This window comes from Streptomyces sp. NPDC086989, from assembly GCF_044745505.1.
GTDB lineage: Bacteria > Actinomycetota > Actinomycetes > Streptomycetales > Streptomycetaceae > Streptomyces.
On the sequence record NZ_JBIVAL010000004.1, the window covers coordinates 551,516 to 575,698 of the forward strand.

The 24,183-nt window shown below is 72.8% G+C and carries 29 protein-coding genes; 17 read left to right on the forward strand and 12 right to left on the reverse strand.

The features are described 5' to 3' along the window. Positions 1-18: 18 nt before the first annotated feature. The 4 genes from ACIPK4_RS12350 (at position 19) to ACIPK4_RS12365 (ending at position 1,476) form a co-directional block, all read left to right on the forward strand. The gene (locus ACIPK4_RS12350) at positions 19-219 is read left to right on the forward strand and encodes a hypothetical protein (RefSeq protein WP_402311596.1); all 201 of its coding nucleotides are present in this window, start codon (positions 19-21) and stop codon (positions 217-219) included. A gap of 11 nt (positions 220-230) precedes the next feature. Then, complete coding sequence (locus tag ACIPK4_RS12355) at positions 231-434, forward strand: hypothetical protein (protein ID WP_402311599.1); 204 nt, start codon at positions 231-233, stop codon at positions 432-434. 41 nt (positions 435-475) lie between these two features. Beyond that, entirely contained in the window at positions 476-1,021 is a 546-nt protein-coding gene (locus ACIPK4_RS12360; RefSeq protein ID WP_402311601.1) for a hypothetical protein, read from the forward strand. 182 nt (positions 1,022-1,203) lie between these two features. Beyond that, a complete protein-coding gene (locus ACIPK4_RS12365) occupies positions 1,204-1,476 on the forward strand; it encodes a hypothetical protein (RefSeq protein ID WP_402311604.1) in 273 nt (90 codons plus the stop codon). Positions 1,477-1,542: 66 nt separating this feature from the next. On the opposite strand, the gene ACIPK4_RS12370 is transcribed toward ACIPK4_RS12365, so the two are convergent. Next, a complete protein-coding gene (locus ACIPK4_RS12370; protein ID WP_402311607.1) occupies positions 1,543-1,785 on the reverse strand; it encodes a hypothetical protein in 243 nt (80 codons plus the stop codon). A 116-nt stretch (positions 1,786-1,901) separates the two neighbouring features. On the opposite strand from ACIPK4_RS12370, the gene ACIPK4_RS12375 reads away from it, so the two are divergent. Together ACIPK4_RS12375 and ACIPK4_RS12380 are read left to right on the forward strand one after the other, a co-directional pair. After that, positions 1,902-2,426 carry a hypothetical protein gene (locus ACIPK4_RS12375; RefSeq protein WP_402311610.1) on the forward strand — a complete coding sequence of 175 codons (525 nt, stop codon included), beginning with the start codon at positions 1,902-1,904 and terminating at the stop codon, positions 2,424-2,426. Continuing rightward, positions 2,426-2,989 (forward strand): helix-turn-helix transcriptional regulator, encoded by a 564-nt coding sequence (locus ACIPK4_RS12380; protein WP_402311613.1) that lies wholly within the window; start codon positions 2,426-2,428, stop codon positions 2,987-2,989. The genes ACIPK4_RS12375 and ACIPK4_RS12380 overlap by 1 nt, the downstream gene beginning before the upstream one ends. 1 nt (position 2,990) lies before the next feature. Here the strand turns inward: ACIPK4_RS12380 and ACIPK4_RS12385 are convergent, their stop codons facing one another. From ACIPK4_RS12385 to ACIPK4_RS12400, 4 genes are all read right to left on the reverse strand, one after another. Continuing rightward, a complete protein-coding gene (locus ACIPK4_RS12385) occupies positions 2,991-3,320 on the reverse strand; it encodes a DUF6233 domain-containing protein (protein WP_402311615.1) in 330 nt (109 codons plus the stop codon). A gap of 160 nt (positions 3,321-3,480) precedes the next feature. Beyond that, positions 3,481-3,768, reverse strand: a complete 288-nt coding sequence (locus tag ACIPK4_RS12390) for a hypothetical protein (protein WP_402311618.1) — start codon at positions 3,766-3,768, stop codon at positions 3,481-3,483. Between the two features lie 10 nt (positions 3,769-3,778). Then, entirely contained in the window at positions 3,779-3,913 is a 135-nt protein-coding gene (locus ACIPK4_RS12395) for a hypothetical protein (RefSeq protein ID WP_402311620.1), read from the reverse strand. A gap of 32 nt (positions 3,914-3,945) precedes the next feature. Then, complete coding sequence (locus tag ACIPK4_RS12400; RefSeq protein ID WP_402311812.1) at positions 3,946-4,695, reverse strand: helix-turn-helix domain-containing protein; 750 nt, start codon at positions 4,693-4,695, stop codon at positions 3,946-3,948. Between the two features lie 108 nt (positions 4,696-4,803). Between ACIPK4_RS12400 and ACIPK4_RS12405 the strand changes: the two genes are divergently transcribed. After that, positions 4,804-4,998, forward strand: coding sequence for a hypothetical protein (locus ACIPK4_RS12405; RefSeq protein WP_402311622.1), 195 nt, complete (start codon positions 4,804-4,806; stop codon positions 4,996-4,998). 267 nt (positions 4,999-5,265) lie between these two features. On the opposite strand, the gene ACIPK4_RS12410 is transcribed toward ACIPK4_RS12405, so the two are convergent. From ACIPK4_RS12410 to ACIPK4_RS12425, 4 genes are all read right to left on the reverse strand, one after another. Further along, on the reverse strand, positions 5,266-5,496 hold the full coding sequence (locus ACIPK4_RS12410) for a helix-turn-helix transcriptional regulator (RefSeq protein WP_402311625.1): 231 nt from the start codon (positions 5,494-5,496) through the stop codon (positions 5,266-5,268). Between the two features lie 523 nt (positions 5,497-6,019). Then, positions 6,020-7,276, reverse strand: a complete 1,257-nt coding sequence (locus ACIPK4_RS12415; protein WP_402311815.1) for a TerD family protein — start codon at positions 7,274-7,276, stop codon at positions 6,020-6,022. A gap of 62 nt (positions 7,277-7,338) precedes the next feature. After that, a complete protein-coding gene (locus ACIPK4_RS12420; protein WP_376192058.1) occupies positions 7,339-7,560 on the reverse strand; it encodes a hypothetical protein in 222 nt (73 codons plus the stop codon). Between the two features lie 171 nt (positions 7,561-7,731). Beyond that, positions 7,732-9,255, reverse strand: a complete 1,524-nt coding sequence (locus ACIPK4_RS12425) for an aldehyde dehydrogenase (NADP(+)) (protein WP_376192060.1) — start codon at positions 9,253-9,255, stop codon at positions 7,732-7,734. A gap of 146 nt (positions 9,256-9,401) precedes the next feature. Between ACIPK4_RS12425 and ACIPK4_RS12430 the strand changes: the two genes are divergently transcribed. The 7 genes from ACIPK4_RS12430 to ACIPK4_RS12460 all read left to right on the forward strand — a co-directional run bounded on the left by ACIPK4_RS12430 (position 9,402) and on the right by ACIPK4_RS12460 (position 16,280). Continuing rightward, on the forward strand, positions 9,402-10,244 hold the full coding sequence (locus tag ACIPK4_RS12430) for an IclR family transcriptional regulator (RefSeq protein WP_402311628.1): 843 nt from the start codon (positions 9,402-9,404) through the stop codon (positions 10,242-10,244). 93 nt (positions 10,245-10,337) lie between these two features. Then, entirely contained in the window at positions 10,338-11,372 is a 1,035-nt protein-coding gene (locus ACIPK4_RS12435) for a hypothetical protein (protein ID WP_402311631.1), read from the forward strand. Positions 11,373-11,458: 86 nt separating this feature from the next. Then, positions 11,459-12,784, forward strand: coding sequence for a sensor histidine kinase (locus ACIPK4_RS12440; protein WP_402311633.1), 1,326 nt, complete (start codon positions 11,459-11,461; stop codon positions 12,782-12,784). After that, positions 12,781-13,449: a response regulator transcription factor gene (locus tag ACIPK4_RS12445; RefSeq protein ID WP_054222714.1), complete on the forward strand. Its 669-nt coding sequence runs from the start codon at positions 12,781-12,783 to the stop codon at positions 13,447-13,449. Before ACIPK4_RS12440 ends, ACIPK4_RS12445 begins: the two co-directional genes overlap by 4 nt. 62 nt (positions 13,450-13,511) lie before the next feature. After that, a complete protein-coding gene (locus ACIPK4_RS12450; RefSeq protein ID WP_402311636.1) occupies positions 13,512-14,960 on the forward strand; it encodes a peptidoglycan D,D-transpeptidase FtsI family protein in 1,449 nt (482 codons plus the stop codon). A 62-nt stretch (positions 14,961-15,022) separates the two neighbouring features. After that, positions 15,023-15,484, forward strand: a complete 462-nt coding sequence (locus tag ACIPK4_RS12455; protein ID WP_402311639.1) for a GNAT family N-acetyltransferase — start codon at positions 15,023-15,025, stop codon at positions 15,482-15,484. 91 nt (positions 15,485-15,575) lie between these two features. After that, complete coding sequence (locus tag ACIPK4_RS12460; protein ID WP_402311642.1) at positions 15,576-16,280, forward strand: DsbA family oxidoreductase; 705 nt, start codon at positions 15,576-15,578, stop codon at positions 16,278-16,280. A gap of 804 nt (positions 16,281-17,084) precedes the next feature. On the opposite strand, the gene ACIPK4_RS12465 is transcribed toward ACIPK4_RS12460, so the two are convergent. Continuing rightward, positions 17,085-18,173, reverse strand: coding sequence for a pyridoxal-phosphate-dependent aminotransferase family protein (locus ACIPK4_RS12465; RefSeq protein ID WP_402311645.1), 1,089 nt, complete (start codon positions 18,171-18,173; stop codon positions 17,085-17,087). An 89-nt stretch (positions 18,174-18,262) separates the two neighbouring features. Between ACIPK4_RS12465 and ACIPK4_RS12470 the strand changes: the two genes are divergently transcribed. Then, entirely contained in the window at positions 18,263-19,351 is a 1,089-nt protein-coding gene (locus tag ACIPK4_RS12470; RefSeq protein ID WP_402311648.1) for an amidohydrolase family protein, read from the forward strand. 306 nt (positions 19,352-19,657) lie between these two features. Further along, positions 19,658-20,578, forward strand: a complete 921-nt coding sequence (locus tag ACIPK4_RS12475; protein ID WP_402311649.1) for an SCO1860 family LAETG-anchored protein — start codon at positions 19,658-19,660, stop codon at positions 20,576-20,578. 12 nt (positions 20,579-20,590) lie between these two features. On the opposite strand, the gene ACIPK4_RS12480 is transcribed toward ACIPK4_RS12475, so the two are convergent. Together ACIPK4_RS12480 and cobC are read right to left on the reverse strand one after the other, a co-directional pair. Continuing rightward, positions 20,591-21,829: a CapA family protein gene (locus ACIPK4_RS12480; protein WP_402311651.1), complete on the reverse strand. Its 1,239-nt coding sequence runs from the start codon at positions 21,827-21,829 to the stop codon at positions 20,591-20,593. A 110-nt stretch (positions 21,830-21,939) separates the two neighbouring features. Further along, positions 21,940-23,370: an Rv2231c family pyridoxal phosphate-dependent protein CobC gene (gene cobC, locus ACIPK4_RS12485; RefSeq protein ID WP_402311654.1), complete on the reverse strand. Its 1,431-nt coding sequence runs from the start codon at positions 23,368-23,370 to the stop codon at positions 21,940-21,942. 86 nt (positions 23,371-23,456) lie between these two features. On the opposite strand from cobC, the gene ACIPK4_RS12490 reads away from it, so the two are divergent. After that, on the forward strand, positions 23,457-24,182 hold the full coding sequence (locus ACIPK4_RS12490; RefSeq protein ID WP_054222707.1) for a ZIP family metal transporter: 726 nt from the start codon (positions 23,457-23,459) through the stop codon (positions 24,180-24,182). The last annotated feature ends 1 nt before the right edge of the window (position 24,183 follow it).

Here is a 24,183-nt window from a genome sequence, read left to right on the forward strand (position 1 = left end):
TTCCCGAGAGGAGGACCCGTGACCTATGTGGCCCACTACTTCCGATACGGCGAGCTGGTGGCCGAGGAGACCGACACGATCGACGAGGCCGTGGCCTTCCTGGCGCTGGGCTGGGAAGCGGGGCAGCTGTCGGAGAAGTGCGTGACCGACGCGGAAGGGAAGGTCATCCTGGACGGCGCCCCTCTGTTCGAGCGCATGAACACCTGCCTGGGAGCGTAGATGGAGGGAAGATGAGCAGAACCGTGACCGTGATCTTCCATGGCGGCCCGCTCGACGGGCAAGCGATAGATATGACGGTGCCGATCCCTAGGGTGGTCAAGCTGGACCAGCAGGTCGGGACCGCCATGGAGTTCACCTACGAGCGATACACCCCAGAGCAGCCCGACCAGTACGCACACTTCCAGATGACCGAATGGAAGCCAGCCGCCGCCTGACCGCCCTGCCACACTGGTGCTCCGCCGCTGGAGGAGGAACTGTGCCGCTGCTCGACCGCCCCGCCCTGTCTGTCGATGAGGCTCGCATGCTGTTGGCGGAGACTCGTCAGGATCCGCTGCTGCATGCGGCCGCGTCGCTGATGCTGCTAGCTGGCGCCCGTCCTCAGGAGGCCGCCGAGGCGACGATTGCCGACTATGAACCCGGTACGGAGCCCCGCATCTGGCTCGGACAGCGCTGGGTAACCCAACGCCAGGTCTGCGTCGCGCCTGCGGCGGCCCGCGCCCTCGACGAGTACCTGGCTACACAGGACGCAGACCCGGAAGAGCCGCTGCTCCTTGGGCTGCAGCGGGTAAATACGGTGCACGACCTGGTCCGGCGCGCCTGCGTGCATGCGGGTGTCGACGCGGGCGCCCACTCACTGCGGCGGGCGGCCATTGCGGCTGCCTGGGAGGACGGGGCGCCTGCCAGCCACATTGAGGCGTACTTCGGCATCAACAAGGCGGTGGACCCGAAGGCGCTGACTAGCCTGCCGGATGGCTATGACACCGCGATGGCCCGCACCCTCGAGGCCGCATTCGGGGCCTGACCGACTTGACACCCGCCTCCGCCCCCAGCGGGGGCGGGCTTCTCCGTATCCGGCCCGGCCGAAGCCCTTCCCGCCCAGGTCACGCCTCCCCGTCGCCCGGCCGTCACGCCGCCGGGATGCGCGCACGCGCCAGCCGGGTGAACCTGAAGGAGATCCCGACCCCTCACATGCAAGGGATAGCCATGATCAAGAAGCTGCACGAGATGGGCTTGCGAAGCGAGCACGCGTACATGGCAGCGTTCGCCTCGATCGGCCTTTCCATCGCCACATGGATGACGTCCCTCAAGGCCGAACCGGGGGCCGATCTCGCCCGCGCCGACCGGTGGGGAATCTTCGTCGGCGAATGGGCCCCCACCTTCTTCGGGCTCGGTTTGGCCCTGTCTCACTACGAACAGTCGGAAGGCACCCTTCTCGCCAGCGTCAGCGACATCCGCGAGGAACGCGAAGCCATGTAACGCAAGCCTGCGCCGGGGAGGGGCGTGAAGTCCCGGCCCGCCACCATCTTCGAAGAGCCCCCACCCTTACGGTGGGGGCTCTTCGCTGTCCTCGTACACATGCGGCTGGCCGCCCTGCCACGCGATGACCTCGGAGTCCCCGAAAACCAGCTCCTCCGGATCCGGGACTTCGATCCGCCGCAGGAACTCGATCAGGTCCCGATCGCTGTAGGCCGTCCCAAGGACGGTGTCGACGCCAGCGATCCGGATCACGACCCGCCGGCCACCCGACGGGGAGATCCGGTGCACGAGGATCGGCGCATGCTCCATGGATCCAGGGTGCGGGGTCGCGGTTGGCCAAGCATGTCGGGACCTTCCCCGCCATACAGCTTGACGCTGTACAGCGTGAGGCTGTAACTTCGTGGTATCGAGCAAGGGAGACCCCGATGACCACCCTCACCACCACCAAAGCGGCCGCGCAGGCCGGCGTCACCGTCGCCACCATCCGCACCTGGGCCCGCCGCAACGTCATCGCCGCCGTCAAGACCGCGGGCCGCTGGATCATCGACGCCGCCTCCCTCGCCCGCCGCATCGCCATCGGCACCCGGAGGAACCGAATGACCGAGCCCGCCCCGCACACCATGGCCGCCCGCGGCCGCGACTACGTCGCCGCCTGGCCCACCAACATCGCCCGCCAGACCCGCCTCAGCCCCGAGCATGTCGCCGAGGCCCTCACCCGCGCCGGCATCACCACCAAGGACGCCGCCAACGACCTCCGCCTCCCCCTCCTCCGCGGCGAACACCTGTCGACCATCGCCGACCTGACGCCCGACCAGGCCAAGGCCGTCGTCGCCGAGATGCGCGCCATCTCCACCGAAATCAGCGAAGCCGCCAAGACCCACTGCCACTACTGCGGGCTGAAGCTGCCGAAGAACGGCGACTGCCCCTCCTGCGGAACCGGGGAGTACTGATGACCACCGTTCGCATCAAGCTCCGCTGGGACAGCGACGACCACGAAGCCCCCTACGACGACGTCGACCTCGACGCCCTGTCGCCGCGCGCCCGTACTCTCGCCGAAGCCGTAGCCGCCGCACCTCTCCAGACCGCCGCCGACATCTGGATGGAACACGAGAAGCCGCTCCGTGACACCGACCCGAACTGGCGGCTCTGGTTCACCGAGGAGCAGGCCAGCCTGCCGGAGCGCCGCCCCTGGCGCGGCTGGGCCCTGTACCCATGGGACTCCACGAAAGATCCGGCGGAGTACCTGGAACGTGAGGCGCGGAAGATCCCACCGGACTGGCACGTCCTCGGTCACGTTCCGGACACCCCGGTCCCGTCCCTGGAAGCAGGTGTCGCCGACCAAGGCATGACCCGAGACATGGTCCTGCGCTACCTGCGCGAGCACGGCCGCCCGATCGCCGTATCTACATGGTCCGCCTACGTGGCCCGCGGACAGGCCCCGAAGCCGGCGCGGCATGTTGAGCGCACCCCGCTGTGGGATCGCGCGGACATCGACGAGTTCCTGAACCGCTAGATCAGTCCAGCACCCCGAGCGCCGTGTCGGGCCGGCAGTGCGTGCACGCCTCAACCCCGTCGGCGAGCGCCCGGCGGGCAAGGTCTCGGCTGGCGGGGTGGCAGCGGGAGCGGGTGTCCCAGCAGTGCCCGGCGTGGACGCGGACGGGGTGGGCGCCGACACCGATGCCGTGCTCGATCAGCCAGTCCGGCGGCGGGGGCAGTTCTCGGCGGGCTGCGGCTGCTTCCTGCTGCTCGGCTGCCGCGATCTGCTGCCGGACCCGCTCGAGGGTCATGCCGAGCCACGTCTCGAGGGTGCGGAGGCGGGGCAGGTCGGGTGGCAGGTCGGACACGTGTTCGAGTCTACGCTGATCGGCGCATGTGATTGTCAGTGACCGCACCTAGCATGGACAGAACAACATCGGCACCTAGCACGCGGGGATGCGGCTGGGCAGATGTGCACCACCGCCCGTCGGCCCCCTCGGGGGACAGCGACCGACGGGCGCCCCCACGTCAGGCGCCGGTCTGCCCCGGGTGCCGGACCGCCGTCTTCACCGCCGCTTCGAGCTTCCCCCGGTCCTGCCCGGTCGCCTTCGCGTGCTCGGTGACCGCCTGCTGGGCCTCGCCGGCCTTCTCCCGCCAGACGGCCGCCGCCGCGTTCCATGCCGCGTGCTGCTCGTCGGTCCAGCCGCCCTCCCGGGTCGGCCGCCCGCACTCTTCCTGCAGCCGGATCACCTCGGCGTGCGCATCATCCGCAGCCTGCTGCAGGCCGATCAGGTCGTCGTTCAGTTCGATTGCCACGGGCCGGATCCTAGGCGGCGGGTACGACAGTCGCCCGCAGCCACTCGGCCAGCAGCTCCTGATACTCCTCCGAGTCAGCCCGGCCAGCGAGCACGAGCGCACGGATCCGCTCGTTCAGCTCGGCAGCCTCAGGGTTCGGGATCATGTCGCACAGGATAGCGACCAGGACCGACAGGGTCAGGCCTGCGGCACCTCTCGCCCGCGGCCCCACAGGACGTCGACATGCTGGGCGAACCGGTCATACAGGCCGTCGTCCTCCAGCCGGCGCAGATGGAACAGCGGCGACTCGTGCCCGAGGCCGTCACCGATGTGAGGCGTGTACAGCAGCTGATCGTCGAAGATGAAGACACTCTGGGACAGGTGTGCGGGCGAGTCGCTGAACCGGGCCTCCACGCCCGGCGTCGGCCCCATCTTCGTCAGCTGGTCCAGCGTGATCCGGATCCGCGTCGACACCGTCAGCGGGACACCCTCCAGCTGCTCCCTCTGCCGGGTCATCTCGGCGTCCGGATCCCCGAGGAGGAAGCGGATCTCGCAGCCGGCCGCGGCCTTCGCCTTGAGCCGGTCGGCGATCCGCGGATGGTCCTGCCACAGGAAGTAGCTGGTGTACCCGGCCATGACGATGCGCCGGCGGGCGCCATCCAGCAGCCCCGCCCATACTGACGTCGGGCACAGGCTTCGGAACGGGTAGGTGGCCACGATCTCTCTGTCGGCGCCCAGCTTCAGCGTCGACCTGACCGCCTGCGGCCACAGCGAATCCGCGCTCACGCCCAGCACCTCAGCCACCCTCACCCGAGTCTCCAGATGCGGCACCCGGCCCGTATCGGCCAGCCACCGGTCGACCGTTTTCGCGGCCACATCGACTCTACGGGCCAGCGTGCCGGCGGTCATGCCGGCCTCCGCCAACGCCTCTCTAAGCGCCTGATTCACGATCCCCCCTGGGACATTCGGGTGTGCCGTGGACGCTATCGCCGATGTGTCCCAGGTGTCCCGCGAGGGACGGTAGAAACGTCCCAAACGGCCGGGCAGAGTACGGGCATGAGCAGCACCCCTCTACCTCTCCCGCCGATCGGTGACCTGTCTGAGCAGCAGGTCCGCGGGGCGGCCTGTGTCTACTGCGGGATCCTGCTGGACAACGGGACCGCGATCGACCTGGGCGAGCAGCCTGCCAGCCGTGCCGGCGTCGCCGTCCGCTGGTTCCCGCGGGCCTGCCCTCGGGACGGCGCTACCTAGACCCCCGCTCCCCTCGGTTGCGGCGGCGGTCGGGGGGAGCGGGAACCAGCCAGAGCGCGAGCTACTGAATGGTTGACTCCGGTTCAACTCGATCGTAGGTTCGACCCGTGACAGGGGTGACGAGCGGGACAGGGCTGGCAAATGTGACGCATCCACACGGGGTGCGAACGCAACGTATAGATATATGCGCTACGCACCCTTCCCGCAGCGGCATATGCCAGGCAGGATGAAGCGAGTTCCGCATGGCCGAAAGTGGGCATCCGGTGACTACGGCATGAGATCCCTCACCGGGAGGTGAAGGGCACGAGCAAGGCGCAAGATCAGGCTGAACTTAGGGTCGACTTTGCCGGACTCGGCGTTCTGGACGGTGGTCCGGTCCACGCCGGCCAGCTCGGCGAGTTTTTCCTGGGTGAGGTCGGCTTGGAGCCGAGCGTCACGGATCCGGTTGCCCAGCTCGAACCGGGCCTGCTGGATCCACGGCGGTGTTGCAGGTTGCACCCACTGAACACTTGAACATCAAGATCGTTTTGTCTGCGGAATGTATTCCGCTTTTTGTGATCATGTTCTCTCGGTTCGCGACCGAGAGGCAACAAGGCTCGGCGCGACCAGGTCCCAATCCCGGTCGCGCCGTGGGCCACCCGCAGTCGCTGCACCCAGCACCCCGACCGCCGAGTGGCCCGATGGATGCCCGTCAAGGAGCGGCGGGCATCCACTCCGACGAGTGAACAGCATGGCGGTATCGCTGCGCGAGGTACTCGTTGGCCGAAGATGCCGAAGCCGGGCGGCTCAATACCCCTCCAGGTATCCGCCCGGCTTCGGTCTGCCCGCTCCCCAGTGGGAAGCGTCTGGGAAATCAAGCGGGGGAGCAGACTCGATTACGCTCTAGTCAGCTCTAGTTATCTCTAGTGTCGGCTGAAGTGGTGATGGGCGGCCCGGCACCCTCTCAGCCGCCCCGCCGGCACGCTCATGCGCCAGCTACGACCCTGCCGATTCCCAGTGACCCCGGTTGACCTGCGGAGACTCAGAGTGTCTGGGAGCCGGGCTTGACCATCCCGCGCACTGTGCGGGACTTCACAAACTCCCCGATGGCCGTCATCTCCCATTCGCCCGAGAACTGGCGAATCAGCTTGGCCATCATGACCCCGGTCTGAGGTTCGGCGCCGGTCAGGTCGAAGCGCACCAGCTCCTCCCCGCTCGCCGCGTCGATCAGGCGGCAGTAGGCCTTGGCCACCTCCGTGAACTTCTGGCCGGAGAACGAGTTCACCGTGAAGACCAGACCGGTGGCTTCGGCGGGCAGCCGCCCGAGGTCCACGACGATCACCTCGTCGTCCCCGGCGCCCTCCCCGGTGAGGTTGTCGCCCGAGTGCTTGATGGCGCCGCCCAGGATGGACAGCTTGCCGAAGTAGCAGCTGTCGATGTGGTTGCGGTCCGGCCCGTACGCGATCACCGAGGCGTCGAGGTCGATGTCCCGGCCGCGGAACGAGGGCTCCCAGCCCAGGCCCATCTTCACCTGTGAGAGCAGCGGGCTGCCGTTCTTGACGAGGGACACCGTCTGGTTCTTCTGGAGGCTGACGCGGCCCTTGTCGAGGTTGATCTTCCCGGTGCCGACGGCTGCCGCCGGGGCCGCGACGGGCGGGGCCGCGGGCGGCCGGGGTGCCGACGGCGTCACGGGGAACGCCGGGGCGGGGCCGGCCTGAGCCGTCGGGGCGCTCGGCCAGGAGGAGGCGGAGGGGGCGGACGGCGGGGCGGCGGCCTGCGGGGCGGCCGCGGGCGGGGGAGTGGGCTCCTCGTCCACGGAGACCCCGAAGTCGGTCGCGATCCCGGCGAGGCCGTTCGCGTACCCCTGGCCGACCGCGCGGACCTTCCACACGCCGCCGCGCCGGTAGACCTCGACGACGACGAGGGCGGTCTCGGTGCCCAGCTGCGGCGGGGTGAAGGTGGCGATCACCGCACCGCTCTCCGCATGACGCACGGTGGCGGTGGGCTCGATGCCCTGGAACGTCTGACCGGCGGCGTCGGGACTGGCCGTGACCACGATCCGCTCGATGCCGGGCGGCAGCGCCCCCGTGTCCACGGTGATCGAGTCCGGCGCCGCCCCGCCGCCCGACCGGTAGCTGACACCGGGCCCGGACGGCTGGTTGTAGAAGATGAAGTCGGCGTCGGAACGCACCTTGCCGTCCGAGGCGAGGAGGAGTCCCGATACGTCGAGCCGCACCGGGGCAGCCACGTCCACCGTCACACGGACGGTGTCGAGCGGCAGGTTGGAACCAGGGGTCATAGCGGTCATGCCCGGAGAACGACCGGAGGCGCTTTGCCGTTCCCTTACCCTCGCGGGATATTTCAGCGCCGGTTGCGGGGGTGGTTCTTCGCCGTCCGCTCGTTGCCGAACTTGTACGCGCCGGTCCAGCGGGCCATCACCAGCTGTGCGTCGCCGGATTCCACCTCGGCGAGGAACTTCTCGGCCCGGCCGCCGCGCAGGGTGCTGGCGGTCCGGCCCTGGTGGGTGATGACCACGCTCTGGTCGCCGCGCTGTTCGTACGTGAATCCGTGAGGTCTCGGCATGGCCGGCAGCCTGCCCGGCGGGGGCCGTGCGGGCAACGGATTTACCGGGCGAGCGCGCGGGGCGGGGGGCGTGGGGTCCGGCGCGCGGTTCCGGGGCGCGGGGGTTCGGGTGTGGAACGCTCCGGTCCGGCCCCGGCCCCGGCGCGGGCCCCGGCGCGGGTGCGAGGGGCCTCAGCCGCCGGTGACGCGGCGCGGCAGCCCCAGCGGGTTCGCCTCGCGCAGCTCCGCCGGGAGCAGGGGGTCCGGCACCGACTGGTAGACCACCGGCCGCAGCCAGCGCTCGACGGCGGTCCCGCCGACCGAGGTGGAGTGCGAGGTCGCCGCCGGGTACGGGCCGCCGTGGTGCTGGGCCGGCGCCACCGCGACACCGGTCGGCCAGCCGTTGACCACGATCCGCCCGGCCAGCGCCGTGACCTGCGCGATCAGTTCCGCCGCCGGGCCCGGACCGCCGTCGGCCTCGGCCGCGGACAACTGGAGCGTGGCGCTCAGGTTCCCGGGGAGCAGGCCGAGCACCGACTCCGCCTCGTGCTGGTCCGCGTAGCGGACGACCACGGTCACCGGGCCGAAGCACTCCTCCAGCAGCACCTCGTACGAGCCCCCCTCCAGGAGCAGCCGGGCCGGGACGCTCAGGTAGCCCGCGCCGACGGTGTGGTCGCCGCCGGAGCCCGGGGTGACGGGCGCGGTCACGCCGGGCAGCGCGGCCCGCTCGCCCACGCCGGAGACGAAGTTGTCACGCATCCGGTGGTCGAGCAGGACGCCCGGCTCGGTCTCGCCGAGCGCCTTCGTCAGCTCCTCGGTGAGCCGGTCGCCGTCCGCGCCCTCGGGTACGAGGACCAGGCCCGGCTTGACGCAGAACTGGCCGACCCCGAGGGTGACCGAGCCCGCGAGCCCGGCGGCGATCTCCTCGGCGCGCTCGGCGGCGGCCGCGGGCGTGACCACGACGGGGTTGAGGGAGCCGAGCTCGCCGTGGAACGGGATGGGCACGGGCCGGGCGGCGGCCGCGTCGAACAGCGCCCGCCCGCCCCGGATGGAACCGGTGAACCCGGCGGCGCGGACGAGCGGGTGGCGGATCAGCTCCAGCCCCGCGTCGAACCCGTGGACGACGGCCACCACTTCGGCCGGCAGCCCGGCCGCCACGGCGGCGCGGCGCAGCAGTGAGGCGCACAGCTCGGAGGTGGCCGGGTGGTCGGGGTGCGCCTTGACGACCACCGGGCAGCCGGCGGCGAGCGCGCTCGCGGTGTCCCCGCCGGGGACGGAGAAGGCGAGCGGGAAGTTCGAGGCGGCGTAGACGGCGACCACGCCCAGCGGCACCTTGTAGCGGCGCAGTCCGGGGCGCGGCGGGACGGCACCGGGAACGGGGTGGTCGATGCGGATGTCGAGGTACGAGCCCTCGTCCACGGCGTCCGCGAAGGCCCGCAGCTGGCCGGTGGTGCGGGCGAGTTCGCCGGTGAGCCGGCCCGGCCCGAGGGCGGTCTCGGCGTCGGCGGCCTCGATCACGTGGGCCGCGGCCTCGTCGAGCAGTTCGGCGGCCGCGCGCAGGAAGGCCGCGCGGGCGGTGCGGTCGGCGAGTGCGCCGCGGGCCGCGTGGGCGGCGCGCACGGCCTCGTCCACCTCGGCCGGTGTGGCTTCCACCGCAACCTGTTCGCGCTGCTTCCCGGTGCGGGGGTCCACACTCCAGACTGGTGTTGCTGCCATGGCGCACTGCCTCCTGGATCTGCCCTGACCCGCACGGTGGCGTTCAGTATTCTGAACGCCGTTCCGATGGATGAATGATCACATCCGTTCCGGACTCTATTTCCGGGTCTTCCGCATTGACAAGAGACAAGAGGGGCAAAAGGCGAATGACCACAGCCGAGCCGGTGAGCCCGCAGAGCCCGGAGGTCGCGGAGAGTGTGGCGGGCGTGGCCGGCGGGGCGGGCGGGGGCCCGGGAGCGCCGACGGCCGTCAAGTCGGCCGTCCGCACGGTGCTGTTGCTGGAGCACTTCGCGGCGCGCCCCGGACTGCACAGCCTGGCCGACATCCAGCACGACCTGTCGCTGCCCAAGTCCAGCCTCTACATGCTGCTGCGCACGCTGGTGAACCTGGGCTGGGTGGAGACGGACGCGACGGGCACGCGGTACGGGATCGGCGTACGGGCCCTGCTCGTCGGCAGCTCGTACATCGACGGGGACGAGGTCGTCGCCGCGGCCCGGCCCACCCTGGACCGGCTCTCCGACGACACCACGGAGACCATCCACCTGGCCCGGATGGACGGCACGAGCGTGGTCTACCTCGCCACGCGCCAGTCGCAGCACTACCTGCGGCCGTTCACGCGCGTCGGGCGGCGGCTGCCCGTGCACTCGACCGCGCTGGGGAAGGCGCTGCTGGCGACCCACTCCGACGAGGAGGTACGGGCGCTCCTGCCGCGGCGGTTGGAGGCGGTCACCGAGCACACGATCACCGACCGGGAGCGGCTCGTGGACGAGCTGGCGCTGGTGCGGGAGCAGGGTTACGCGGTGGACCGGGAGGAGAACACGCTCGGGCTGCGCTGCTTCGGGGTGGCGGTGCCGTACCGGACGCCCGCCCGGGACGCGGTGAGCTGCTCGGTGCCGGTGGCCCGGCTGACGGCGGGGCACGAGCAGCGGATCAAGGCGGCGCTGTTCGAGGCGCGGGACCGGCTGTCGGTGGCGACCCGCCGTATGTGATGCGGTGGAGGGGGAGGGTCCTCCCCCGCGCGGGGGAGACGGTTCACCTTCGTGGGGGAGGTGGCGGGGCGGCGCGGACGCGACCGTTGAGTCATGACCACACGAGCGGTGAACGCGAACGAGACGACGGTCGGGACGGCGGGGACGGCCGGGACGGCGGGGACGGTGGGCGGGGCGCGGGTCCGGTCCGGGGCCCGTGCCCGGGTCCGTCGCAGGGCCTCGGGGGCGGTGGCCCTGGCCGCCACCGTGCCGTACCTGTGCCTCAAGGGTGCCTGGGTGGCGGGGAGCCGCATCGGGATACCGGACGGCAGCGTGCTGTTGGGGCCCGGGCTGTTCTTCAAAGTGGCGAACGCCGCCACGATGGTCATGGACGCGGCCGTCATCGTCCTCGTGCTGGCGTTCACCCGGCCCTGGGGCAGACGGGTGCCGTCCCTGCTCCTGACCCTTCCGGTGTTCGTCGCCACCGGGCTGCTCGTCCCGATCGTCGTGGCCTTCCCCGGCCAACTCCTCGTGAGGGCCGTGGGGCTGGGGCCGGACGAGGCCGCGCAGGCGGCGAAGGAGCCCTTCCTCGACCCGTGGGTGTTCAACGTCGTCTACGGCGGGTTCATCCTCCAGGCCCTGGCCCTGGCCGCGCTGTTCGTCCCCTATGCGCGGGAGCGCTGGGGCGGACTGTGGCAGGGCGTCCAGGGGGAGCGGCTCCCGTCACCCACGGGGGTGGTGGCGGGAGCCGCGGCGGTACTGGCCGCGGCCGTGGCGGCGGTGGAGCTCAGCTGGGCCTTCGGGGGCACGGCCGGGCTCAGCGCTTCGCAGATCGCGCAGTTCAGCCCGGAGCGGGGCGTGGTGTTCGCCACCTACGCGATATGCACGCTGGTCGCGGGGGCGGGCGCCGTGAACCTGGCCCGGGGCGGGGCCCGGCCGGCCCGGTGGGCGCTGGCCCTCGGATGGACCGGGGCTGCGGCCGCGGCGAGTTGGGGCCTGTGGCTGCTGATCTCCCTGACGGGCCCCGTCGTCACGGCGAACGAGGTCACCACCGCGATGGTCCTGACCTACGCTGGGCAAACGATCACCGGACTGCTCGCCGCGGCCGTGCTGACCCGGTTCCTCGCGGCACGCCGCCGCACCGGGTGACGCGGAGCGCGGCGGGCGGCAGGGGTGGGGACACAGCGGGGGCGGCGGTCACGGTGAAGGGCCGCGGGATGCCGGGGGGCAGGGGCATGGCGACGCGTACGGGTACGGGGGCCCGGTCGGGCCGGGTGCCGTGGGCGCGGGCCGGGCTGCGCTGGGTGCACCTGATCCTCGGCGGGGCCCTGCTGATGCCGTACTTCCTCCTCGCCGAGGTGGTGGTCGGCGTCTGGTCCGGCCGGGGCAACGTCTTCGGCTCCACCCCGCTGACCCTCGCCTCGTACGGGCTGGCCCTGCCATTGGCCGCCGTGACGGGCGTGTTCGGGCTGGTCCGGCCGATGTCGGCGGGCGCGGTACGGGCCCTGTGCGGGATTCCGGGAGAGCGGCTGGCCGAGGGCCCGGCCCGGTCCTGGGCGGCCCGGGGGCGGACCTCGGCCTGGTGGACCCTGCATCTCGGGGTCGGCGCGGCGATCAGCGGGATGAGCCTCGCGGTCCCGCCCATGGCGGTGGTGCTGATCGTGCTGCCGTTCGTGAGCAGGCTGCGGGAGACGCCCCTGGGGCTGGGCTGGTTCAATGCCGGCGCGGCGCCGTACCTCGCCCCGCTGCTCGGGACCGGGCTGCTGGGAGGGCTCGTCCTGTGCGCCGCCGGGGCCGGGGCGCTGCTGGCCCGGACGGCACCCGTCCTGCTCGGGCCGACCGGGGCGGACCGGCTGGCCGCGGCCGAGGAGCGGGCCGCCGACCTGGCCGTGCGCAACCGGCTGGCCCGGGAGCTGCACGACGCGGTCGGGCACGCCCTGAGCGCCGTCACCCTCCAGGCGGTCGCCGCCCGGCGGGTGCTCGACAGCGACCCCGCGTTCGTACGGGAGGCGCTCGCGGCGATCGAGGACACCACCCGCAGGACGGTGGGCGAGCTCGACGCCGTCCTGGGCCTGCTGCGGGACGGCGACCCGGCCCGTCCCGACGCGGCGCCGGCCCCGACCCTCGCCGCCGACCTCGACGGACTGCTGGCCCGCACCCGGGCCGCCGGGACCGCCGTCACCGCCCACCAGGAACCCGGACCGGCCGGGAACTGGGCCCGGCTCCCGGCGATCGCCTCCCGCGAGGCGTACCGGATCGTCCAGGAGGGCCTGAGCAACGCCCTGCGCCACGGAAAGGGTCCCGTCGAGCTGTGGATCGCCGTACGGGACGAGAGGGACGGCACCGGCAGGACCGACCGCGAACTGGAGATCACCATGACCAATCCACCGACCCGTCCACCGGGCCCCGCCGACGGGCACGAACCCCGCACCACCGGGGGCCGCGGGCTGCAGGGCGCCGCCGAGCGGGCCACCCTGCTCGGCGGGCACGTCGAAGCCGGCCCGCACCGGGGGCTGTGGCGGCTGCGGGCCGTCCTCCCGCTCGGCGGAGGGTCCCGATGACCGCCGCGGGACGGCCGCCGCTGCGCATCGTGCTCGCCGACGACGAGCGCATGGTCCGTACCGCCCTGCGGGTCATCCTCGAAGCCGAACCCGACCTGGAGGTCGTCGGTGAGGCGGCCTCCGGTTCCGAGGCCGTCCCGCTGGTCCGCTCCCTGGCCCCCGACGTCGTGCTGATGGACGTCAGGATGCCCGAGATCGACGGCATCCGGGCCACCGAGCAGATCATCGCCGGCATGGCCGAGCCGCCCCGGATCGTGGTCGTGACCACCTTCGAGAACGACGCGTACGTCTACGACGCGCTGCGCGCGGGCGCCGCCGGGTTCCTCCTGAAGCGCGCCGACCCCGACGAGCTGATCGGCGCGGTCCGCCTCGTCGCCCGCGGCGACTGCCTCCTCTTCCCGGCGGCCGTCCGCTCCCTCGCCGCGTCCCACGCGCCCGGTGCCACGGGTCCCGCCGCCTGGGTGGCACGGCTCACCGACCGGGAGGCCGACGTACTGCGCCTGATGGCCACCGGACTGTCCAACCACGAGATCAGCGAGCGCCTCGGCGTCGGTCCCCAGACGGTCAAATCGCACGTCGCCGCGGTCCTGTCCAAGACCGGCTCGCGCGACCGCACCCAGGCCGTGATCGCGGCGTACGAGGGCGGCTTCATGAAGAAAGGCTGAGAACCCCGCCACAATCGGGGCAGAGCGGAACGTACGGGAGCCCTGGTACGTCCTTGTGGGGGATGAACAAGACGATCAGGCGTGCGTCGGTCTTCTGTCTGCTCCTGGTGCTTGCCCTTCTGGTGCGGGTCACCTGGGTGCAGGCCTACCAAGGCCAGGCGCTCGCAGACAACGAGAACAACCGGCGGAACCTCATCGGGCAGTACGAGAACCCGCTGGGCAACATCATCGTGGGCGGGGAGGCGATCACCGGCTCGCAGAAGACGGACGGAAAGGACTTCGGCTACAAGCGCACGTACGTCGACGGTCCGCTCTACGCGCCGATCACCGGCTACAGCTCCCAGGCCTTCGGCACGAGCATGCTGGAAGGCGTCTACAAGAAGATCCTCAACGGGTCCGACGACCGGCTCAAGACCGTGATGGACATGCTCACCAACAAGCGGGCCTCGCCGGGTGACGTGCTGACGACCATCGACAAGGGCGTGCAGAAGGCCGCGTACGACGCGCTCCAGGGCAAGCAGGGCTCCGCCGTCGCCATCGACCCGGCGACCGGCGAGATCCTCGCCATCGTGAACAACCCCTCCTTCGATCCTGGCACCATCACGGGTGCCAACGACAAGGACGCCTGGGCGAAGCTGATCCAGGACAACGGGAAGGCCATGGAGAACGTGGCCCTGCGCAAGCCGCAGGCGCCCGGCTCCACCTTCAAGCTGGTCACCCTGGCAGCGGCCATCGAGAACGGCCTGGTCACCAACCTGGACACACCGACCGGCACCCCGGACCCGTACACCATCCCCGGCACCCGGACCCTGCTGCCCAGCGAGGCGGGGTCCGCGGCCTGCAACAACGCCTCGCCGCGCACCGCCCTGAGGCTGTCCTGCAACAACGTGTTCGCGGAGCTCGCGCACAAGCTCGGCCAGGACAAGATGCGGGCGATGGCCGAGAAGCTCGGCTTCAACACGGAGACGGCGACGCCCGTCACCGCCCGCCCCGCGAGCAAGTACCCGACGAAGAAGATGTCGGTCGACCAGGTCGCGCAGACGGGTATCGGCCAGTTCGACGTGCAGGCCACCCCGCTCCAGATGGCGATGGTGACCGCCGCGATCGAGAACGGCGGCAAGCTCGTCGCCCCGCACTCGGTGTCCGAGGTCACCGACGCGAACGGCAACGTGCTGGAGAGCTTCAAGAACCCGAAGTCCGAGCAGGTCATGGAGGCCAAGACCGCCTCGATGCTCCAGGACGCCATGCGGACGGTCGCGACCGAGGGCGGCGGCAAGCCCGCGCAGGTGGCGGGCGCCGAGGTGGGCGGCAAGACCGGTACCGCGCAGCGCGGCGTGAACAACAGCCTGCCGCCGCTGGCCTGGTTCACCTCGTACGGCAAGGCGGGCGGCAAGCAGATCGCGGTTGCCGTGGTGATCGAGAACTCCGACACCGACCGCTCCGAGATCGGCGGCGGCAAGCTCGCCGCTCCCATCGCCCAGAAGATGATGGCGGCGTGGCTGAAGAAGTAGCCGTGCCGATCGCGGCATGACGCGCCGGGAACCCACACGGTTCCCGGCGCGTTTCCCTGTCCATGATCAGGCCCGCGCAACCCGCAGACCTCGACGCCATAGCGGCCCTCCACGCCCGGGCCCGGTCCACGTACTACCGCGGCCGCGTCCCCGGACAGGCCCATGCCGCCCGTGAGGGCTGGTCCCGGGCCGTCGCCCGGGCCACGACCGACGGCGGCGTGCTGTGCGCGGAGCAGGACGGGGAGCTGATGGGCGTGGCGGCCTTCCGCACAGTGGACGGCGAGACCACCCTCACCCAGCTGCACGTCGACCCGGTCCACTGGCGCCGCGGCACCGGCGCAGCCCTGCACGCCGCCTGCGTCGACGCCTGGCGGCGCGCCGGTGTGGGCAGGGTCCGCCTGGAGGTCTACGAACACAACCTGCGGGCCCAGGCCTTCTACGCCCGCCAGGGCTGGCGCCCGGCCCCGTCGGGCCCCCTCCGCTCCGGCTCCCACCTCACGCTCTGGCTCAGCCTCGGGGAATGAGACGCTCCGGCCGGTGGTTGAAGGCGAAACCGTCCCGTCCCGGAAACCCGGCCCGGAACCACGTCCCGGAAACAAGGAGAGAAGAAGGATCATGCGCGTCGAGATCTGGAGCGACATCGCCTGCCCCTGGTGCTACATCGGCAAGGCCCGTTTCACGAAGGGGCTGGCCGAGTTCGCGCACCGCGACGAGGTGGAGGTCGTCTTCCGGTCCTTCGAGCTCGACCCGAACAGCCCCAAGGGCACGACGGCGCCGGTCCTGGAGATGCTGGCCGAGAAGTACGGCCGGACCCTGGACGAGGCGCGCGGCATGGAGGAGCACGTCGCCGCGAGCGCCCGCGCCGAGGGGCTGACCTACCGCACCGACGGCCGTGACCACGGAAACACCTTCGACATCCACCGCCTGCTGCACCTGGCGGCCGCCCGCGGCCGCCAGGAGGAGCTGCTCGACCTCGCCTACCGGGCGAACTTCGCCGAGGAGCGGTCCGTCTTCGACGCCGAAGTCCTCGTCGCGCTCGCGGTGGAGGCCGGGCTGGACGAGGCGGAGGCGCGCGCCGTCCTCGCGGACGACTCGGCGTACGCCGCCGAGGTGCGGGCGGACGAGCGCGAGGCGGCGGAGCTCGGCGCCAACGCCGTGCCGTTCTTCGTGCTGGACCGCCGCTACGGGATCTCCGGCGGGCAGCCCGCCGAGGTGTTCACTCGGGCGCTGGAGCAGGCGTGGCAGGGCCGCGAGGTCGCGGAGCCCGCGGCGGCCGACGCCTGCGACCCCGCCGGCGCCTGCCCGACCCCCCAGGCCTGACCCGCCCCGGGATCCCGCCAGCCCCGCCCCCGGCTCCCGCAGGCCCCGCCCCGCGATCCGGGACCCCGTCGATTGGATCCCCAGGCCTCGTCCGCGGCTCCCGCAGGCCTCGTCCGCGGCTCCCGCAGGCCCCGCCCCCGGGATCCGGGGCTCCGTCAGCCCTGCCGGGCGGCCCCGCGCCCGGAAGCGGCCTGGTGGAGGCCTTGCGGCGGGGCGGATTCGGCTGCCGACAGGGCTGCCGCCGGGGCCGGGGCCCCGTCGGCCGGATCTCCAGGCTTCGCCCCCGGGATGCCCAGGCCCGTCGCCGGGACTTCCTGTAGGCCCCCGCCTCCCCCGGGGATCCGGGGCTCCGTCGGCTCCGCCGACGGGGCCTGTGTCCGGGATCCGGAGCCCCGCCGGCCGGATCTCAGGCCCCGCCCCCCGGCTCCGTCGGCCGGCACCGCCCCGGGATCTGGGGCCCCGTCGGTCGGATCCCCAGGTCCCGCCCCCGGAATTCCCCAGGCCCCGTCGCCGGAACTCCCGAGGGCCCCGGCCCCCGCCGGGATCCGGGGCTCCGCTGGCCCCGCCGGGCGGCCCGTGCCCGGGATCCGGAGCCGTCGGCAGGATCTCAGGCCCCGCCCCCCGGCTCCGGGCTCCGTCGGCCCCGCCGGCCGGCACCGCCCCGGGATCTGGGGCACCGTCGGTCGGATCCCCAGGCCCCCCGGGAATCCCCAGGCCCCGTCGCCGGAACTCCCGTAGGCCCCGGCCCCCGCCGGGATCCGGGGCTCCGCCGGCCCCGCCAGCTGGCCCCGTGCCGGTGGCGGGCTAGTGGAGGGCTTCCGTCCAGGCGGATTCGGCCGCCGACAGGGCCGGCGCCGGGTCCGGGGCCGACGGGAGGGCGGCCGACAGGGCCGTCAGCGAGCCCAGGACCGACTGCAGCGTCGCGGCCTGGCCGTAGTGGTTGACCCGGACCATCTCCCGCGCCAGCGCGCCGCCGCCCGCCGCGAGCGGCGCCGCCGGGGCGGCGGCCAGGGCCTTGGCCACCACCAGCGAGGCCTCCGGCACCCGCAGCGTGGTGGCCACCGGGGCCGCCTCCGCATCCCGGCCGACGTACGGGGCGATACCCAGGGCCACCGCGCCCGCCCGGGTCGCCGCCGCGGCGGCCGCGTGACGGGCCGTCACCGCGGTCAGGCCCTCGGCCGCGATCCGGTCCATGCAGGCTTCCAGCGCCAGCATCTCCAGCTGCGCCGGGGCGTGCGGGAGCGCCGTGCGGCCCGCGTCGATCCAGCGTTCCTTCCAGTCCAGGAGGGAGAGGTACGAGCGGCGCGGCGCGGCCGGGTTGTCCGCGAACCGGGCCCACGCCCGCTCCGAGACCGAGACCGCCGAGACCCCCGCCGGGCCGCCCATCGCCTTCTGGGCGCCGATCACGCACAGGTCCACGCCCCACGCGTCCGGCAGCAGCGCCTCCGCGCCCACCGACGCCACCGCGTCCAGCATGAACAGCGCGCCGTGGGCCCGTACGGCCTCGCCGATCTCCGCGACCGGGTTGGTGTTTCCGGTCGCCGCCTCCGCGTGCACCAGCGAGACGAAGTCGATCTCCGGGTGCGCGGACAGGGCCTCGGCCACCTGCTCAGCGGTCACCGCCGTGTCGAACGGCACCGCCAGGTCCACCACCCGGGCCCCGGCGTCGCGCAGCCAGTTGCCGAAGGTGGTCCCGTACGGGCCGGTCACGACGTTCAGTGCCGTCGAACCGGGGCGGGCACCCGAGCGGATGCAGCCCTCCAGGGGCAGCAGCGCCTCGCCCTGGGTGATCACCACGTCCTGGCGGGTGGAGAGGAGGTCCGCGACCCCCTGCTCGATCGACGCGAAGCGTTCCGCGGTGAGCGGCGGAAGGTCCAGGAGGGGGTGGGTCACGGTGGTGCTCTCTCTTCGTCCGCTGCGTCCGGGGTCGTCCCGGGGTCTACCCGTACGAGCGTACCGAGGCCGCACGTACAGTGCGGGACATGACCGATGACGTGCTGCATGTGAAGGGGCGTGTGCTCGTCGGACCCGACGACGCGCGCGACGAACTCTGGGTGGTCGGCGGCCGGATCTCGTACGAACGCCCGCGCGGGGCCCACGAGATCACCACCGTGGCCGGCTGGGTGCTGCCCGGGCTGGTCGACGCGCACTGCCACGTGGGCCTGGACGCCCACGGCCCGGTCGACGCGGAGACCGCGGAACGCCAGGCCCTGACCGACCGGGACGCCGGCACCCTGCTCATCCGCGATGCCGGATCCCCCTCCGACACCCGCTGGATCGACGACCGCGAGGACCTTCCGAAGATCATCCGGGCCGGCCGGCACATCGCCCGGCCACGCCGCTACATCCGCAACTTCGCCCACGAGATCGAGCCGTCCGACCTCGTCGCGTACGTGGGCCGCGAGGCGCGGCGCGGCGACGGCTGGGTGAAGCTGGTGGGGGACTGGATCGACCGCGAGGTCGGGGACCTGGCTCCCTGCTGGCCGCGGGCGCAGGTCGAGGCGGCCATCGCCGAGGCGCACCGGCTCGGCGCCCGGGTCACCGCGCACTGTTTCGCGGAGGACTCGCTGCGCGACCTGGTCGAGGCGGGCATCGACTGCATCGAGCACGCCACCGGGCTCACGGAGGACACCATCCCGCTGTTCGCGGAGCGCGGGGTGGCGATCGTCCCGACGCTCGTGAACATCGCGACGTTCCCGAAGATGGCGGCGGGCGGCGAGGCGAAGTTCCCGCGCTGGTCGGCGCACATGAGGCGGTTGCACGAGCGCCGGTACGACACCGTACGGGCCGCCTACGACGCGGGCATCGGAGTGTACGTCGGCACCGACGCCGGGGGTTCGCTGCCGCACGGCCTGGTCGCGGCGGAGGTCGCGGAGTTGGTGCGCGCCGGGATCCCGGCCCTGGAGGCCCTCTCGGCGACGACGTGGGCGGCACGCGAGTGGCTCGGCAGACCGGGCCTGACCGAGGGGGCGCCGGCGGACCTGGTGGTCTACGACGCCGACCCGCGGGCCGACGTCCGGGCGCTGGCGCAGCCGCGGCGCGTGGTCGTGGACGGCAAGGTCCGCGCCTGAGCGCCGGGTTGGTGCTCTGTTGACGCCCCGCGTGACGCCGGTGCCCGGGCGGTCGTTGTGAACGGCCGCCCGGGTCACTGGCGTCGGCGTATTCCCTTCCGCTCTGTGGCGGAAAAGAACTCCCGTTCCCTGTGATGCACAGTGCATCGAATACATGCACGGAAACCACCCATTGGGGTGAACTCACCGGGGGTCGCGGCCCGTTCACTCTCCGTGCGTAAAAATTCCCAGGGTCAGAGGCCGTCGGCGCGCGATGTCCCCCATTGGCGGCGCGGCGGCTCCCATCTCCCCGGGGGTTCCACCACCTTGAACAGCAACACCTTCCGCATGCCCGCAGCCGTCCTGCTCGCGACGGGAGCGGTCGCCCTGCTCACCGCCCCGCCCGCCGTCGCCACCACGGGCGCCGGCTCGGCCGGCGGCGGCGAGGGCACGGCCGGTGCGGTCGTCCTGCGCGCCGGACTGGACGTGGGCCTGCTCAACAAGACCGTCGACGTGCCGCTGAAGACCACCCTCAACGAGGTCAGCGCGCCCGCGACGGCCCAGAAGACCGCCCTCTCCGTGACCCTCGACGGGGTCGAGGGCGGGCAGCCGGTGAGCGTGCTGCGCGCCGACGTGGCCACCTCCAAGGCCACCGCGGACAAGAACCGCGCCGAGGCGGAGGCCAACCTGGCCAACGCCGAGGTGCACGTGCCGGGGCTGCCGCTGCTCTCCCTGATCCAGGTGGAGAAGGTCACGTCCAAGGCCCTGTGCGAGGTCGGCAGGAAGCCCGTGGCCAACGCGAACGTGCTGGGCGCGGTGACCGTCCTCGGCAAGAAGGTCACCCTCTCGGCCGGCGGCCCGACCAGGATCGAGGTCCCCAAGGTCGGCTCGGTCGGCCTGGAGCTCTCCGGCACCTCCACCACCTCCACCACGGCCGCCGCGGCCGCACTGCGGCTGAAGGTGTCCGTGAACCCGCTGGACCTGAACGTGGCGCAGGTCGACGGCGAGGTCGTGCTCGCCGAGGCGCACTGCGAAACCCCGGCCGGGCCGGCCCCGCAGCCGGCGGACCGGCCCGACGTCAAGCCGCAGAGCGCGGCCTCGGGGACCGGGGCCGGGATCACCACCGACGCCAACCTGGCCGAGACCGGCGGCGGTTCGCCGGCCCCGTACGTCGCCGGAGGTGCGCTGGTCCTGCTCGGCATCGGCGTGACCGCCCTCGTCGTGACCCGGCGCGGCCGCACCTCCTGACGGGCCCGCGGGTCAGCGGGTGGCGTGCACCAGCCCCTGCTTGTCGGCCCCGCGCGACAGCACCGCGGCGCTGACCTGCTTGTCGACGGCGGAGTACGCGGACTGCCTGGCGGCGCCGAGCCCCGCGTCGGAGGGGGCGCAGGAGGTGCAGACGACGCGGAACGGCGGGTCCATGTCCGAGTACTGCGTGAGGTACTCGGCCTTGGTCACCTCCCAGCGGCCGGGGTGGGCGGCCGCCGGGGCGAACGTGAAGCGCGGGATCGAGGACATGTTGCCGCGCGCCTTGTCGGCCTCGTAGAAGCTGGCGACCTGGTCGCCCATGCCGAACACGACCCAGGTTCCGTTGATCTTCTCGTAGGGCTGCGGCACGTGGTTGTGCGTGCCCAGGATCAGGTCGATGTCGGGGAGCCCGTCCGGGCCGCGCGAGGCCGTGAGCGCCTGGGCCAGTTCGAGCTGCTGCTTGTCCGGGGCCGTCTGCCACTCGGTGCCCCAGTGGACGCTGAGGACGACGACGTTCGCTCCTGCCGCCCGGGCCGCGCGGGCGTCGGCGATGATCCGGTTCTGGTCCAGCAGGTTCACGGACCAGGGCTTGCCGGCCGGGACCGGGACGCCGTTCGTCCCGTACGTGTAGTCCAGCTGGGCGACCTTGGCCCCGCCGGCCGAGAGCACCGCCGGGGCCTTGGCCTCCTCGGCGCTGCGGGCCGAGCCGACGTGCTTGATGCCGACCCGGTCCAGGTGCTCCAGGGTGCGGACGAGGCCGTCGTAACCGTCGTCCAGGGTGTGGTTCGATCCCGTCGAGCAGCTGTCGTACCCGGCGTCCTTCAGGGCGTCGGCCAGCTGGTGCGGGGCCTTGAACGCGGGATATCCGGTGTAGGGGCCGCCGGGCCGGCCGTACGGTATCTCGTGGTGGCATATCGCCAGGTCGGCGGCGGCCACCAGGGGCTTGACCCCCGCGAATATCTTGCGGAAGTCGTGGCTCTGGCCGCTGCCCTGCGCGTCGTCCGCCGCCCGCTGGACGATCGACGGGTACGGGATGATGTCGCCGGTCGCCACCAGCGTGAACGGCTTGGCGCCGGCGGGCGTCGTCGGACTCGCCCGGCCCGCGCTCGCCCTGCCCCGGCCGGGCTCGGCCCCGAGCCGTTGCTCGCCGGCGTCCTTGCCGTGGTCGAGCAGGCTCGGCAGGGCCAGGATCCCGCCGGCGACGGCCGCCACCGCGACCGCCGCCAGGCCCGTCTTCACCTTCGTGTTCACTCCCGACCCCCCGGTTCCCCGCTGTTGCCGTGATCATCGCCTACCCCGGCCCGCCCCGCCAACGGAGCCTGGGCCTCCGGATCTCCGCCGGCGTCGCGGGCCGCAGGAGGTCAGCGTGCGGTCAGCGCCAGCGCGTGGTCGAGGGCCTGGAGCAGACGCCCCGTCGTCGCCCGGTCCCGGACCGCCAGGCGGAGCCAGGAGTCGTCCAGGCCCGGGAAGGTGTCCCCGCGGCGGACCGCGAAACCGAGCGCGCGCAGCCGCGTGCGGACCTCCGCGGCGCCCTCCACCCGGATCAGGACGAACGGCCCCGCCGCCACCCCCGACACCGAGATCTCCTCGAACTCCGCGAGTCCCGCCAGCAGGTGCTCCCGGTCCACCGCGATCTGCCGGGCCGCGGCCTCCGCCTCCGCCAGCGCCGCCGGGGTCACACAGGCCTCCGCCGCCACCAGCGCCGGCGTCGACACCGGCCACAGCGGCTGCGCCGCCGCCAACTTCGCGATCACCTCGGGCTCGGCCAGCACGTAGCCGATCCGCAGCCCCGCGAGGCCCCACGTCTTGGTCAGGCTGCGCAGCACCACCAGACCCGGCAGGTCCGTCCGCCCGGCCAGCGCCTCCCGCTCGCCCGGCACCGCGTCCATGAACGCCTCGTCCACGACCAGGAGGCGGCCCGGCCGGGCCAGCGCGGCCAGCGCCTGCGCCGGGTGCAGGACGGACGTCGGGTTGGTCGGGTTGCCCACCACCACCAGGTCCGCTTCCTCCGGCACCGCCGCCGGATCCAGCCGGAACCCGTCCGCCGCCCGCAGCACCACCCGCTCCACCGTGCGCCCCGCGTCGCGCAGGGCGGCCTCCGGCTCCGTGAACTGCGGGTGCACGACCACCGGGTGCTGCGCGCCCAGGGCCCGCGCGATCAGCACGAACGCCTCCGCGGCCCCGGACGTCAACAGCACCCGCTCGGCGGGCAGCCCGTGCCGAGCCGCCACCGCCGCGCGGGCGGCCCGCCCGTCGGGATATGCGGAAAGACCGTCGAGCGAAGCCGCGATGCGCTGCCTGAGCCACTCGGGCGGGGTGTGCGCCCGTACGTTCACCGCGAGGTCGACCAGCGCGCCGCCGTCGCCGCGCACCTCCGCGTCCCCGTGGTGGCGCAGGTCGTGCGCCTGCGCGGTGGCCACGGCACAGGTCGCCGCCACCGAGCGCCGCTTCGGGACGAGCAGCTCCCCGCCGCCCGCGAGCGCCGCGGCCTCCGCCACCGAGGAGGTCCCGGTGGCGTCGCGCACCGCATCGGAGGGGTGCGGAACGCGGACGCCCGCCAGCTCCTCGGCGGGATAGCTCAGCAGCGGCACGCCGAAACGTTCCGCCGCACCCGCGATCCCCGCCTCGCGGGCCTTCGACTCCACCGTGGCCAGCGCCTTCACCGACCCCGCGGCCAGCCCGGCCCCCCGCAGCGTCTCCTCGACCAGGGCGCAGACCTCCGCCACGGACACCCCCGCGCGTCCGCCGACCCCGACCACCAGCTGCGTCGCGTACTCGCCCACCGGGTTCATGCCCCCTCCGTAGTCGTCAATGGTTCGTGACCCGCCGCCCGCGCGCGCACGTGCACACGAGGCGAGGAGTCGGTATTCAGGGGCACATGGCCGTGATCGTGGCGTTGGGCGCGTTCCTGATGACCCTGGCGGGCGGATGGACGGCGCAGCGCGTCACCGACCGCCGCCACCTCGTGCTGGGCCTGGCCGGCGGGATGATGCTCGGCGTCGTGGGCCTCGACCTGCTGCCGGAGTCGCTGCGCGCGGCCGGCCGTGAGGTGTTCGGCGTTCCGCTCGCCCTGCTGCTCTTCGTGGCCGGGTTCCTCGTCGCGCACGTCGTGGAACGCCTGCTGGCGGTACGACAGGCCGCGCACGGCGCCGAGAACGGCGGCCGCGTCCCCGAGGTCGGGCTGACGGCCGCTGCGGCGATGGTCGGCCACAGCTTCGCCGACGGCGTCGCCCTGGGCGCGGCCTTCCAGGTCGGCGGCGGGATGGGCGTGGCCGTGTCGCTGGCCGTCATCACGCACGACTTCGCCGACGGGTTCAACACGTACACGCTCACCCGGCTGTACGGCAACGCCCGCCGCAAGGCGTTGATGATGCTCTTCGCGGACGCGGTGGCCCCCGTGCTGGGCGCGGCGTCCACCGCGCTGTTCACCCTTCCGGAGGAACCTCTCGGGGCGTACCTCGGCTTCTTCGGCGGCGCCCTGCTGTACCTCGCGGCCGCCGAGATCCTGCCCGAGGCGCACCACAAGCACCCCGCCCTGTCCACGCTGATGTGCACGGTGGGCGGGGTGGCCGGGATCTGGCTGGTGGTGGGCCTCGCGGACTGAT